Origin of the sequence: Streptomyces sp. NPDC006925 (genome assembly GCF_042869575.1) — a bacterium.
Taxonomy (GTDB): Bacteria; Actinomycetota; Actinomycetes; order Streptomycetales; family Streptomycetaceae; genus Streptomyces.
This window is the reverse complement of record NZ_JBIAGB010000001.1, coordinates 212004-225192: the sequence shown is the minus strand read 5'-3', so window position 1 is coordinate 225192 and position 13189 is coordinate 212004. Positions and strand designations below refer to the sequence as shown.

Annotated in this window: 12 protein-coding genes; 5 read left to right on the top strand and 7 right to left on the bottom strand. The window is 72.7% G+C overall.

All coding sequences use genetic code 11. The features are described from left to right. Positions 1 to 3 precede the first annotated feature (3 nt). Positions 4 to 1485 carry an MFS transporter gene (locus tag ACFYNS_RS01045; protein ID WP_360303020.1) on the bottom strand — a complete coding sequence of 494 codons (1482 nt, stop codon included), beginning with the start codon at positions 1483 to 1485 and terminating at the stop codon, positions 4 to 6. A 75-nt stretch (positions 1486 to 1560) separates the two neighbouring features. On the opposite strand from ACFYNS_RS01045, the gene ACFYNS_RS01040 reads away from it, so the two are divergent. From ACFYNS_RS01040 to ACFYNS_RS01020, 5 genes are all read left to right on the top strand, one after another. Next, the gene (locus tag ACFYNS_RS01040) at positions 1561 to 2178 is read left to right on the top strand and encodes a TetR/AcrR family transcriptional regulator (RefSeq protein WP_360303022.1); all 618 of its coding nucleotides are present in this window, start codon (positions 1561 to 1563) and stop codon (positions 2176 to 2178) included. A gap of 136 nt (positions 2179 to 2314) precedes the next feature. Further along, complete coding sequence (locus tag ACFYNS_RS01035; protein WP_360303024.1) at positions 2315 to 3520, top strand: cytochrome P450; 1206 nt, start codon at positions 2315 to 2317, stop codon at positions 3518 to 3520. Next, positions 3517 to 3753, top strand: coding sequence for a ferredoxin (locus tag ACFYNS_RS01030; protein ID WP_360303026.1), 237 nt, complete (start codon positions 3517 to 3519; stop codon positions 3751 to 3753). The genes ACFYNS_RS01035 and ACFYNS_RS01030 overlap by 4 nt, the downstream gene beginning before the upstream one ends. 279 nt (positions 3754 to 4032) lie before the next feature. Then, positions 4033 to 5604: a phenylalanine aminomutase (D-beta-phenylalanine forming) gene (locus ACFYNS_RS01025; RefSeq protein ID WP_388599904.1), complete on the top strand. Its 1572-nt coding sequence runs from the start codon at positions 4033 to 4035 to the stop codon at positions 5602 to 5604. Positions 5605 to 5626: 22 nt separating this feature from the next. Beyond that, entirely contained in the window at positions 5627 to 6019 is a 393-nt protein-coding gene (locus ACFYNS_RS01020) for a nuclear transport factor 2 family protein (RefSeq protein ID WP_388599903.1), read from the top strand. A 37-nt stretch (positions 6020 to 6056) separates the two neighbouring features. Here the strand turns inward: ACFYNS_RS01020 and ACFYNS_RS01015 are convergent, their stop codons facing one another. From ACFYNS_RS01015 to ACFYNS_RS00990, 6 genes are all read right to left on the bottom strand, one after another. Continuing rightward, on the bottom strand, positions 6057 to 7646 hold the full coding sequence (locus ACFYNS_RS01015; RefSeq protein WP_360301647.1) for a benzoate-CoA ligase family protein: 1590 nt from the start codon (positions 7644 to 7646) through the stop codon (positions 6057 to 6059). Between the two features lie 118 nt (positions 7647 to 7764). Beyond that, entirely contained in the window at positions 7765 to 9156 is a 1392-nt protein-coding gene (locus ACFYNS_RS01010) for an FAD-binding oxidoreductase (RefSeq protein WP_360301644.1), read from the bottom strand. 60 nt (positions 9157 to 9216) lie between these two features. After that, positions 9217 to 10245: an acyltransferase domain-containing protein gene (locus ACFYNS_RS01005; RefSeq protein WP_360301641.1), complete on the bottom strand. Its 1029-nt coding sequence runs from the start codon at positions 10243 to 10245 to the stop codon at positions 9217 to 9219. A 55-nt stretch (positions 10246 to 10300) separates the two neighbouring features. Continuing rightward, a complete protein-coding gene (locus ACFYNS_RS01000) occupies positions 10301 to 10549 on the bottom strand; it encodes an acyl carrier protein (RefSeq protein ID WP_360301639.1) in 249 nt (82 codons plus the stop codon). Positions 10550 to 10649: 100 nt separating this feature from the next. Beyond that, the gene (locus tag ACFYNS_RS00995; protein ID WP_388599900.1) at positions 10650 to 11888 is read right to left on the bottom strand and encodes a ketosynthase chain-length factor; all 1239 of its coding nucleotides are present in this window, start codon (positions 11886 to 11888) and stop codon (positions 10650 to 10652) included. Beyond that, positions 11885 to 13156, bottom strand: a complete 1272-nt coding sequence (locus tag ACFYNS_RS00990) for a beta-ketoacyl-[acyl-carrier-protein] synthase family protein (RefSeq protein WP_388599898.1) — start codon at positions 13154 to 13156, stop codon at positions 11885 to 11887. The genes ACFYNS_RS00995 and ACFYNS_RS00990 overlap by 4 nt, the downstream gene beginning before the upstream one ends. Between the last annotated feature and the right edge of the window lie 33 nt (positions 13157 to 13189).

The window sequence follows — 13189 nt, the reverse complement described above, 5'->3', positions numbered from 1 at the left end:
GCCTCACCTGGCAGGTTCGTCCGCCGGCTCGTCGGGTGCGGCCGACGGTCCGACCGGTGCCGACTCCGGCGCGTGCGCCGCCGGCAGGGCGCAGGCCATCAGCGCCACGGCCGCGCACACCGCCGCGCTCGCTGCGAACACCGAGCGATACGCCAGGTCCGCACCGGTGTGTGCGGTGGCGAGGGTGACGAGGGCGGCGAGTCCCACGACCCCGCCGAGCTGGCGGGTGGTGTTCATCAGCCCGGAGGCCGCACCCGCGTCCTGCTCGTCGACCCCGGAAGTGACGGTGGTGGTGATCGGGGTGATCAGCAGGCCCATCCCGGCGGACATCACGATCGCGGGTCCCAGCAGGCCGCCCCAGTAGCCGCTGTGTTCGCCGATGCGGCTCTGCCACAGGAAGCCGACCGCGGCGAGCAGGGCGCTGAGCACGATCAGCGCGCGGGCGCCGGTACGGCGCATGGCGACGGGAGCCAGCCGGGCTGCCGCGATGCCGACGAGGGTGTGCGGCAGGAAGCCGACCCCGGTGGCGAGGGCTCCGTAGCCGAGGACGTCCTGCATGTAGAGCGAGAGGAAGTACCACATGGGGATGAAGCAGGCCCCGGCCAGCAGCATGGTGACGTTGCCCGCCCAGATCGGCCGCAGCCGCACCAGTCGCGGCGGCATCAGCGGCGCCGCCGCGAACCGGGCCTCCGCGTACACGAAGGCGGTCAGTGCCGCGGCCCCCAGCACCAGTCCCACCAGCGTGGTCGGGTCTCCCCAACTGTGCTTCCCCGCCTGGTTGACGCCGTAGACGAGAGCGGTGACCCCCAGGGTGGCCAGCACCGCGCCCGGGATGTCGAGCCGTCCGGAGTCGCTGCGTTGGGTGTCGGCGGGCAGCAGGCGCACGGCCACCAGCACGGCCGCGGCCCCGATGGGCACGTTGATGAGCAGGATCCAGCGCCAGGACAGCGTGTCGGTCAGCACGCCGCCGATCAGGTTGCCCGCCGCGCCACCGGCTGAGCTGACGGCCGTCCAGATCGCCAACGCCTTGGTGCGGCGTGCGCCTTCGGCGAACGTGGTGGTCAGCACCGTCAGCGTGGCCGGGGCCAGCACCGCGGCGCCCAGCCCCTGGACGGCCCGCATCGCGATGAGCAGGCCCGGCGCCACGGCGAGGCCGCCCACCAGGCTGGCGGCGGAGAACAGGACGAGCCCCCACAGGAACACCCGCCGACGGCCGAAGAGGTCGGCGAGGCGGCCGCCCAGGAGCAGGAAGCCGGCGAAGACCAGCGCGTAGCTCCCCACGACCCACTGCAGTCCCGCGGCGTCGAAGCCGAGGGCGGCCCGGATGGACGGCAGTGCGACGTTGACCACCGATACGTCCAAAACCACCATGAACTGCGCCGCGCAGGCCAGCCACAGCAGCGCCGTCTGGCGGCTCGTCAGGACTCCGGTCCGCTCCGCGTCCTCCACCGGGCCGCCGGCGGCCCGGCCTTCGCGTTGTCCCATGTCTTTTCCCCATCGTCGCCCGGACTTTATAGTACAGCGGTACTATGAAAACGCGCCGATCGGAAAGGGGTCACCGTGCCGAAACGCGTCGACCACACCCAGCGCCGGGCGCACATCGCCGACGCCCTGGTCCGGGTGGCCGCGCGCGACGGGCTGCACGCCGTGACGCTGCGCGCGGTCGCCGCTGAAGCGGGAATGTCCCTGAACCTGGTGCAGTACTACTTCGACACCAAGGCCGAGTTGCTGCACGCCGCGCTGCTGCGGCTGGAGCGGCTGAGCCACGAGCGGTGGGCCGAGCGGCTCGCGGCCCTGGACGATCCCGACTCGGCACGGGCCTGTCTGGAGGCATTCGTCGACGAGGCGCTGCCGGCCGACGAGGCACGCCACACCTTCCGCCTCGTCTGGATGTCCTACGCCGTGCTGGCCATGACCGACCCCGAGCTGGCCGCGCAGCCCTTCGTCGCAGGTCCCGACCGGCTGGAGCGCCAGCTCGCCGGGATCCTCACCACGGCGCAGTCCACGGGAGAGATCGCGAGCGATCTCGACCCCGACGCGGAGGCCGCCCGGCTGCTGAGCCTCAGCCACGGCGTCGGAACCAGCGTCCTGGTCGGACAGCGCACCCCGGAACAGGCCCGCGACGTGCTGCGCTACCACCTGGCCCGACTGTTCAGCGCCGCCCCCGCCCGCCCCTGAGCCGCCGATCACCGTCCGCCGGCGGGTCCCGACCACATGCCGGGCCGGGACCACGGCCTCCCGCCGGGCTCCGCGCCGGCCGCGGGCCGGCCGGGTGGACGCCGAGCACGTCCCCCTCGACGCACAGGAGGAGTCAGTGACCACCCACAGTCGGCAGGTACGGGACTTTCCCTTCGGGACTCCCGCACGCCTGTCCATGGAGCCGCTCTTCGCGACGCTGCGCGAAACCGAACCCCTCAGCCGCGTGCGCCTCCCGTACGGCGGCGAAGCCTGGCTGGTGACGCGCTACGAGGACATCAGGACGGTGCTGGGCGACCCCCGCTTCGGCAGAGCCGGGACGCTGCACGAGCGGGCTCCGCGGATCCAGCCCGACCCGGCCGGCGAAGGCGTCCTGATGTCGCTGGACCCGCCGGACCACACCCGGCTGCGCAAGACCGTCGCCGGAGTGTTCACCAAGCGCCGGGTGGAGGAGCTGCGGCCCCGCACGGAACGGATCGCCCACGAGCTGCTGGACGCGATGGAGGCCGCCGGCCCGCCCGCGGACCTGGTCACCTCCTTCGCGCTGCCGCTGTCCGTCACCGTGATCTGCGATCTGCTCGGTGTGCCGCGGGAGGACCGCGAGAAGCTGCGGAGCTGGTCCGACGCGCTGCTGTCCACCACCGCGTGCACCCCTGCCGAGATGGCGGCGTCCACCGAGGCGCTGGCCGACTACTTCGCGACGCTGGTACGGCAGCGGCGGCAGAAGCCGACCGACGACCTGCTGGGCGCGCTCGTGGACATCTGCGACAGCCAGGAGGGGCGGCTCGAGGAGGGGGAACTGGTGCTCCTCACCCGCGATCTGCTCATCGCCGGTCACGAGACCACGGCGAGCCAGATCGCCAACTGCACCTATCTGCTTCTCCAGCAGCCGGACGGCACGGTGCGCCCGGATGCGGACGCCCGGATGCCGATGTCCGCGGTGGAGGAGCTGCTGAGGTTCATCCCGCTGGGGTCGGGCAGCTTCCGGGCGCGGGTGGCCACCGAGGAGGTGGAGCTGTGCGGGCGGCGGGTGCGGCCCGGCGAGACGGTGTTCGCGCCCACCGTGGCGGCCAACTGGGACCCCGGGGTGTTCCGCGACCCGGGCACGCTGGACTGGGAGCGGTCCCCCAACCCGCACCTGGCCTTCGGACACGGCGTACACCACTGCCTGGGTGCCCAGTTGGCCAGGATGGAGCTCCAGGTCGCCCTGGGCGCACTGCTGGACCGTCTGCCGGGGCTGCGGCGGGCGGTCGGCGAGGCGGAGATCGAGTGGAAGACGGGGATGCAGGTCCGCGGCCCCAGGATGCTGCCGGTGCGCTGGTGACGGGGGAGCCCGCGGCCCCGCGCTGGCGGCTGGCGGTCGACGCGGAGCAGTGCATCGGTTCGGCCGCCTGTGCGGGTGCCTGCGCCCGCTTCCGGATGACGGCCGACGGCCGTGCCGAGCCGGTGGCCGAGGTCGTCGACGCCGAGGAGGCGGTACGGGACGCCGCGGAGTGCTGCCCGGTGGAGGCCATCACGGTGACCGACGCGGACACCGGCGCGGCCGTCGCTCCGTAGCGGGCGGCGGCCGCAGCCCCGCCCGCGTGTCCGGAGCACCCGCGGCGCGCCCGGCGGCGCGCGTCGGCGCGCCGAGGCGCCGGCCTTGGACGGGGCTCAAGACCGCCTTGCTTCGGCGTGGAGTGCGGGGCGCTTGAGTGAAGGAGGTGCGGCGCACCGCGTGCGGACCCGCCTGGCCGCGTCCAGGAGGCCGCCCGCGTGCCGCGGCACGTGTCCCGTCGTACGGGCCGGCAGCTCGTGCGCAGGGTCCACCGATCTTCCGGCCGCTAAGGGAACTTCATGACCTTCGTCATAGAGCTCGACACGAACGTCACGCTCGACCAGCTCGAGGACGTGGCGCGGCAGCGGACCCCCGTTCGGCTGTCCGCGCCCGTCCGCGACCGGGTCGGTGCCTCGCGGGCAGTCCTGGAGAAGTTCGTCCAGGACGAGCGCGTCATCTACGGCGTCAACACCAGCATGGGGGGCTTCGTCGACCATCTGGTCCCGGTCTCCCGGGCGCGGCAGCTCCAGGAGAACCTGATCAACGCCGTGGCCACCAACGTGGGCGCCTACCTGGACGACACCGCCGTGCGGTCCATCATGCTCTCCCGCATCGTCTCCCTGGCGCGGGGCAACTCCGCGATCACACCGGCGAACCTGGAGAAGCTGGTCGCCGTCTTCAACGCCGGGATCGTGCCGTGCGTCCCGGAGAAGGGCTCGCTGGGCACCAGCGGCGACCTGGGCCCGCTGGCGGCGATCGCCCTGGTCTGCGCCGGCCAGTGGAAGGCCCGCCACCGGGGCCGGACGCTCTCCGGACAGGAGGCCCTCGACCAGGCGGGTCTGGAACCCATGGAGCTGGGCTACAAGGACGGCCTCGCGCTGATCAACGGCACCTCCGGCATGGTCGGCCTGGGCACCATGGTGCTGCGGGCCGCCGACCGGCTGGTCGAGACGTATCAGCAGGTCTCGGCGCTCTCCGCGGAGGGCCTGGCGGGGATGACCAAGCCCTTCGACCCGCGCGTGCACAGCGTCAAACCGCACCGGGGCCAGCACGCGGTGGCCGCGCGACTGTGGGAGGGGCTCGCCGACTCGCGACTGGCGGTCAACGAACTGGAGACCGAGCAGACCCTGGTCGGGGAGATGGGCGCGGAGGCCAAGGCGGGCTCGCTGGCGATCGAGGACGCCTACTCCATCCGGTGCACGCCCCAGATCCTCGGCCCCGTGGTGGACGTGCTGGAGCGGATCGGCGCGACCCTGCAGGATGAGCTGAACTCCTCCAACGACAACCCGATCGTGCTGCCCGAGGAGTCGGAGGTGTTCCACAACGGACACTTCCACGGCCAGTACGTGGCGATGGCGATGGACCACCTGACGCTGGCGCTGGCCACCGTGACCAACCTCGCCAACCGGCGCGTCGACCGCTTCCTGGACAAGAGCAACAGCAACGGGCTGCCCGCCTTCCTGTGCCGGGAGGACCCGGGCCTGCGGCTGGGGCTGATGGGCGGCCAGTTCATGACGGCCTCGATCACCGCCGAGACCCGCACCCTGACCGTGCCGATGTCCGTGCAGTCCCTCACGACCACCGCGGACTTCCAGGACATCGTCTCCTTCGGGTTCGTCGCCGCACGCCGGGCCCGCGAAGTGGTGGCCAACACCGCCTACGTCGTGGCCTTCGAACTGCTCTGCGCCTGCCAGGCGGTCGACATCCGGGGCGCGGACAAGCTGTCGTCCTGGACCCGGCCGCTCTACGAGCGCACCCGCGCGATCGTCCCGTTCCTCGACCGGGACGTCACCCTGACCGACTACGTCGAGCAACTGGCCGCGGAGCTGACCGGCGACGAGTTCGCCGCCGGCGCCGCGCCGGTGCGCTGAGCCCCGGGCCGGGAGGAGAGCCATGGATACGGCACTGTCCGAGCAGGCGGTCGCGGACTTCGTCCGGGACTGGAGCACGGCCGAGGAACGCGGCGACCACACCGCACTGGACGGACTGCTCGCGGACAATTTCGTGGGCGTCGGACCCCGCGGGTTCATCCGCAGCCGCGAGCAGTGGCTGGAGCGCTACCGTTCGAAAACCGTGCGCAATTCCTCCTTCGAGGTGAGTGACCTGCGCATCCGGATCCTGGGCACGACGGCCGTTGTGGTGGCCGCGCAGACTCAGGAGAGCGTCAACGGGGACGCCGACGCCAGCGGAGCCTTCCGCTTCACGCTCATCGTCACCGGCGGGGCCGGGCGGCTGCGCCTCGCGGGCCTGCACCTGAGTCCGCGGGCCGCCGCGGCGTCCGGCTGAGCCGCCGCCACCCCGGCCCGGCGGCCGTCCGCGCCTGTCATCCGGCGCGGGCGGCTTCCGTGTGTCCGGCGGCGCCGTCCGCCGCGGCGGCGTCCTCCCGGGCCCGGAGGGCGAAGCGCTGGATCTTGCCGGTCGCCGTGCGGGGGAGGGCCGCGACGAACTCCACCAGGTGCGGGAACTGGTGGCTGGGCAGCCGGCGCTTGCACCACTGCCGCAGTCGCCGTGCCAGATCCTCGGAGCCCTGCTCAGCGTGGTGCAGCACCACGAACGCCTTGATCCGGGTCAGCCGGTCGGTGTCCACACCGACCACGCCCGCCTCGGCGACCTGGGGATGCTGCTGGAGGACGGCCTCGATCTCGGTGGGCGCGACCCACAGTCCGGACACCTTCAGCATGTCGTCGGCGCGGCCCTCGAACCAGTAGTACCCGTCCTCGTCGCGGCGGTAGCGGTCACCGGTGCGGTACCAGGTGCCGTGCAGCACCGAGCGGGTCCGGTCGGCCCGATGCCAGTACCGGTCCATCATGCTGCCGCCCTGCACGTACATCTCCCCGCTGCCCGGTCCCTCGACCTCGCCGCCCTCGGGGCGGACGAGCCGGATGCGGTAGCCGGGCACGGCCTTGCCGGACGATCCGGGGCGCAGCGCCCGCGGGGAGTTGCTGCAGTAGACGTGCAGCATCTCGGTGGAGCCGACCCCGTCCAGCACGTCGAGTCCGGACAGGTCCCGCCACCGCTGCCAGACGTGGACCGGCAGCGTCTCGGCCGCCGAGACGCACAGCCGCAGCGAGCCCAGATCCCGGCGGCCGGCTTCGGGCGAACGCGGCATGGCGTTGTACAGGGCCGGTACGGAGAACAGCACCGTGGGGCGGAGCCGCTCGATCGACTCCAGCACCAGGTGCGGTGCGGGGAAGCCGGGCAGCAGCACGCTGGTGGCCCCGGACCACAGCGGGAACAGCAGGCTGTTGCCCAGGCCGTAGGCGTGGAAGAGCTTCGTGGTGGACAGGTGCACATCGTCCCGGGTCAGGCCGAGGACCTCGCCCGCGTACTGCCGGCAGACGGGTGCGATGTCCCGCTGGAGGTGGACCACCCCCTTCGGGTTGCCCGTGGAGCCCGAACTGTAGAGCCACAGCGCCGGGTCCTCGGAGTGCGTCGTCGCCGGATCCAGCGCGCCGTCGTGGGCCTCGACCAGGTCCGGCAGGCAGAGCCGGTCCGTCGGCCCGGACGGTCCGCCGCTGATCACCGTCACGCCTGTCTCCCGCAGCGCCGGGGCCAGTTCCTCGTACCGCTCCGCCTCCACGACGGCCGCCCGTGCGTAGCTGTCCCCGGCGTAGAAGCGGATCTGCTCGGGTCCGATACGGGAGGTGAGCGGCACCGGGACGGGCACGGCGCCGATCCGTGCGGCACCCAGGAAGGCCGTGAAGAAGGCCGGTGAGTCGTCCAGTACGAGCAGCACCCGCTGCTCGCGTTCCACTCCGAGCGCGCGCAGGGCGCGCCCCATGGCGCACATCCTCCGGTGCAGTTCGGCGTAGCTGACCGCACCCTGCGGCCCGAGGAGGGCGGCCTTGTCGCTGAGGCCGGCTTCCAGGTTGCGGTCGACCAGCGCCGAGAGGTTCCAGCGGTCGGCGGTCATGGCGGCTCCTGTTCGGGGGCGTCGGGCGGCACGCGGCTGGGTGCGCCCCTGCCCCGGGTCCGGCGGAACCGGACCCGGGGCAGGGGCAGTGCTGAGGAGTGCGCACTCGGCGCGTCGGTCAGGGTGCGTGCGGGGGGATGTTCTGGTTGAGGCGGAAGAGATTGGCCGGGTCGTAGCGGGTCTTGACGGTCCGCAGCCGCTGGTACTTCTCGCCGTAGGAGTCCCGCGTGCGGTCGGCCTCCCCGGGGTTGAGGAAGTTGACGTAGCCGCCGGAGAGCCGGTCGGCCAGCTTCCGGTAGCCGTCCCTGGCCCAGGCGGTGTGGCGGGCGTCCTCGGTCGGGTCCCGCCACGCGGAGGCGAGATTGACCACGAAGGGCGTGCGGCGGTTGGGGAAGGCGGTCGCGTCGTCGGGGACGCGGGCCACGGCTCCTCCCAGGTACAGCAGTTCGAGCTGGGTGAACGGGGAGGCGATGTCGGCGGCGTGCTCCAGCACCCTGTCGATGGCCTCGTCGTCCAGCTCGGCCAGGTATCCGCTCTTGGTGTAGACCCGGTCGGGCACGACCGCGCCGGGGAAGGAGTACGCCTGCAGGGCCCGGTAGGGCAGCGTCGCCTTCGTCAGTCCGTGCGGCTTGCCGACGGGCAGAATCGCCTCCAGCTGCCGCTCGCCCTCGTGCGGATCGCCGATCCAGCAGCTCATCGCGCAGATCACCGGCTTGCCGTGCATCTCGGCCGGCAGTTCGGGCAGCGGCGGTGCCAGACGCAGATACAGGGCCCAGGTCAACTCGTCGGGTGCCGTCGCCATGTGGTCCCGCCAGGCCCGGATGACCTGCGGCCCCTCGTCCAGCGAGTAGTAGGTGCTGGCGAAGCGGACGGGGCCCACCGGGTGGAGGTCGAACTCGAACTCAGTGGCCACCCCGAAGTTGCCGCCGCCGCCCCGCACCGCCCAGAACAGATCCGGGTTCTCCTCCTCGCTCGCCGTCAGGACGCTGCCGTCCGCGGTGACGACCTGCGCGGAGACCAGGTTGTCGATCGAGAGCCCGTACTTGCGGCTCAGCCAGCCGAAGCCGCCGCCCAGCACGAGTCCGCCCAGGCCGGTGTGCGAGACGACGCCGGCCGGTGTGGCCAGCATGTGCGCCTGGGTCGCCGTGTCGAACGCGCCCAGCAGGCAGCCGCCCTGTGCCCGGGCGCGCTGCCGCCGCCTGCTCACCCGGACGCCGTTCATCGGCGAGAGGTCGATGACGATCCCGCCCTCGCACGTGGAGTGCCCGGCCATGCTGTGGCCTCCGCCGCGTACCGCGACGACCAATCCGCTGCGGCGGGCGAACCCCACCGCCGCCACCACATCCTGGGTGCCGGAGCAGCGGGCGATCAGTGCGGGACGGCGGTCGATCGTGCCGTTCCAGATGCGCCGCGCCTCGTCGTAGTCCGCGTCTCTGGGCCACACCAACTCACCGCGGAATGCGGCACGGAACGCCGCCACGTCGGACGGGTCGAGCTCTGGGAAGTGCATACGTGTCCCTTTCTGCAGCGCTGCTGCTGCGGGGCGTGGTCCCGGGCGGTGGCCGGGAGTTCAGAAGTCCGGCGACAGCGCCGAGGGGGCGCCCGGTCCGGCCGCCAGCTGCTCCAGCGCGGCCCGCACCGCCTTCACGTCGTCGTCGGGGGCGCCGGCCCGGGCCGGCAGCAGGGCGAGGGCTTCCGCGTCGCCGTTGGCGACCGCCGGGGTGCGCCGTGCCAGGGCGGTCAGGCTCTGCCCGGGACCGGCTTCCACCAGCAGGTGCCGTCCCTTGCTGAGCAGGCGCTGGAGCGTGGGGCCGAAGAGCACGGGCTCGGCCGGCTGGCTGGTCCAGAACCGCCAGTCGGTGGCGGTCGCCTCGTCGAGCGTGTGGCCCGTGTAGGCCGACAGCACGGTGGTGTGCGGCGGGCGCAGCGGCGGGCGGGTGAGCGCGTCGGCGTGCGCGGCCGCGACCCGGCGCATCACCGGATGGTGGAACGGCTGCAGGGCGCGTGCCCGGGAGCAGGTGACACCGGCCCGGCGCAGCGCGGTCTCCGCCTGGCTCAGGGCCGGTTCCGGGGCGGAGAGCAGCACCTGGCGGGGGCCGTTGACGGCTCCGATGACCACGTCCGGTACCAGATGCGGCTCGACCTCCTCGGGGCCGGCGGCCACCGCCAGCATGCCGCCGGGCGGCGCGTGCCGGTAGACACCGATGTACTCGGAGAGGTAGCGCAGCCCGCAGTCGAAGGTGAAGACGCCCGCCAGGGTGGCGGCCGCCAGTTCTCCCACACTGTGCCCCAGCACCGTGTCCGGGCGCAGACCCGCCTCCACGAGCATGGCCCCCAGCGCGCAGTCGACCGCGTACAGCAGCGGCTGGGCGTAGGAGATGTCGTCGAACCCGGCGGGCGCCTCGGTCGCCAGCCAGCCCGCGCGCAGGGTCCGCCCGGCGGGCCCCAGAGCGTCGAAGGCGTGGTCCATGGTGGCGGTGAAGGACGGTGAGACGCCGTAGAGTCCGGCGGCCATCCGGGGATGCTGGGCGCCCTGGCCCGGGAAGGCGAAGACGACTCGCGGGCGCGGGGTGGTCGGGTGCGGTGTCGGCGCGTCCATCGGCTGGCTCCTGCGGCGCGGTGGTGGGCGGAGGGGTACCGGGTACCGGCGCGTCTCAGTCCCGTTCGGCGGGCACGTTGGCATAGTCCAGGACGGCGCGCGGCGTGCGCAGGTCCCGGATGACGTCCTCGGGGATGTCGATGTCGTAGCGGTGCTTGAGCTGCGCTGAGGTCTCCAGCAGCACCAGGGAGTCGTAGCCGAGCATGTCGAACTCGCGGTCGAGGACCTCCTCGCCGTGTGCGGCGGCCTGCTGGTCGCCGGAGCACTCGGTGAGGATCTCCAGGAGCTGGTCGAGGCTGAGCATGTGTGCGGGTCCCTTCTCGGTGGCGGATCGGCTTACGGGGGACATCACTTCAGCGGGCTTCGGGGCGTATCGGCGCAGGCTCCGGGAGGCGGAGCGGACATCAGGACGGCGGGCGCTCGACGACGACCGCCGAGTTGAAGCCGCCCGCACCGCGTGCGAGGACGAGTGCGGTGGACAGCGGGCCGAAGCGCGGTTCGTCGCGGACGAGGTCGATCCGGTGGTCCTCGGCGAGTTCGCCGATGTTGACCGCCGGGGGGATGACGCCGTCGCGCAGCGCGAGCAGGGCGCACACCACGTCGAGCGGTCCGCCGCCGGCCATCAGGCGGCCCACCATGGTCTTGGGGGCGCAGACCGGGACGCCGAAGGGGCCGAAGACGGCACGCAGGGCCGCGGCCTCCTGGGCGTCGAGTCCGGGTACTCCGGCCGCGTCGGCGACCACCAGGTCGACGTCGTCCGGCGGCAGGCCCGCGTCGGCGAGCGCGAGTTCGATCGCCCGCTGCAGACCGGGCGGCCGGGGCACCCCGGGGGCCGGGTCGAAGGTCGAGGCGTAGCCGGTGATCCTTCCGTACGGGGCCCGGCCCGACCGTGCGCGCGCCGAATCGGCCTCCTCCATGACGAGTACGGCGCCGCCCTCGCCCGGCACATAGCCCCCCGCCCGCCGGTCGAACGGCAGGTAGGCGGTGGCCGGATCGGTGGCCGTGCTGACCGCGCCGGAGGCCAGATGCGAGACCCACCCCCAGGGGTCGAAGGAGGACTCGACCCCTCCGGTGAGCATGAGCCGCCCGCGGCCGCGGTTGATGGTGCGGCGGGCCAGCCCGATCGCGTCGAGGCCGCCTGCCTGTTCGGCCACGACCACCCCTCCGGGGCCGCGCATCTTGTGCCGGATGGAGATCTGCCCGGTGTTCACGGCGTAGAACCAGGCGAAGCACTGGTAGACGCTGACGTGCTGGGGCCCCTTGGACCACAGCTTCCGCATCTCGCGGTGCGAGAACTCGAAGCCGCCGGTCGCGTTCGAGGTGACCACGCCGCACTCGTAGGTGCCTAGCTCGCCGATGTCCGCCTGCGCGTCCTCCAGCGCCTGCTCGGCGGCGACCAGCGCGAGCCGGGTGACCCGGTCGGTCTGCGGCAGCAGCCGCCCGGGCAGGTGCGCCGCGGCGTCGAAGCCGGTGATCTGCCCGGCCAGCCGCGCCGTGTACGGCTCCGGGTCGAACTCCTGCAGCGGCGCGATGCCCTGGCCGCCCGCCAGCGTGGTGTTCCAGTACTCCTTGGGCCCCAGCCCGGTGGGGGCGGTCACACCCAGCCCGGTGATCAGCACGTCGGTGCGCGCACTCCTGCTCATCCGCGGCCTCCTCGCCACTTCTCCAGCACCATGGCGCTCTGGAACCCGCCGAAGCCGCTGCCGACCGTGAGCACGGTCTCGAGAGCGCGTTCGCGCGCCTCCAGCGGCACATAGTCCAGATCGCACTCGGGGTCCGGCTCGTGCAGATTCGCGGTGGGCGGCACCACGCTGTCGCGGATGGCCAGCGCACAGGTGGCCACCTCGATCGCGCCGATCGCACCCAGGGAGTGCCCGATCATCGACTTGATGGAGCTGACGGGGATGTCGTAGGCGTGGTCGCCCAGCGCCTTCTTGAACGCCTCGGTCTCGTGCAGGTCGTTCTGCTTGGTTCCCGAGCCGTGCGCGTTGACGTAGTCGACGGACGTGGGATCGACGCGGGCCTCGTCCAGCGCCAGTCCGATGGCGCGCGTCATCTCGTCGCCGTCCCGCGCCAGCCCGGTCATGTGGTACGCGTTCGACTGCGCGGCGTACCCGGTGATCGTCCCGTAGATCTCGGCGCCCCGCCGCCGCGCGTGCTCGCTGTCCTCCAGGACCAGCATGGCCGCGCCCTCGGCGATGGCGAATCCGTCCCGGGTCCGGTCGAAGGGCCGGGTGGCGTGCTCGGGGTCGTCGTTGCGGCGGGTCGTGGCCTTGATCGCGTCGAAGCAGGCCACGGCGATCGGGGTGACGGGTGCGTCGGTGGCGCCGGCGACCATCACCTCGGCCCTGCCTTCCTGGATCAACTGGCAGGCGTGACCGAGGGCGTCGATGCCGGAGGTGCAGCCGGCCGAGACGACGGAGACCGGGCCCTCCGCGCCGACCGCCCAGGCCGTCTCGCGGGCGAGGGAGCCCGGCACGAAGTAGTCGAAGAGGTGCGGGGACTGGTAGCTCTGGTCGACCAGCCACTCGCGCCCCTCGTCGGAGAGGACGACGTACTCGTTCTCGATGCTCGTGGCGGATCCCACCGCGTTCCCCACACTCACCCCCAGACGCGTGGGATCCAGCTCGGTCCCCGCGGCGATCCCGGCTTCCGCGGCCGCCCGCCTGGCGCAGGTCACCGCCAGCAGCCCGGCCCGGTCCAGCCGCCGGATCTCCCGGTGGCCGAACCCGCATGCCAGGGGGTCGAGGTCGATCTCTCCCGCCGCCTGCGAGCGGAACGCGGTCGGATCGAAGGCTGTGGTCCTGCGGATGGCGCTGCGTCCCGCAGTGATCATCTTCCAGAAGCCCTCGGTGTCCGTCGAACCGGGCGCGAGGACGCTCAGGCCAGTAATGGCAATGTGTCGGCTCACACTCCGAGACCCTGCTCGGCGCTGCTCCAGCGG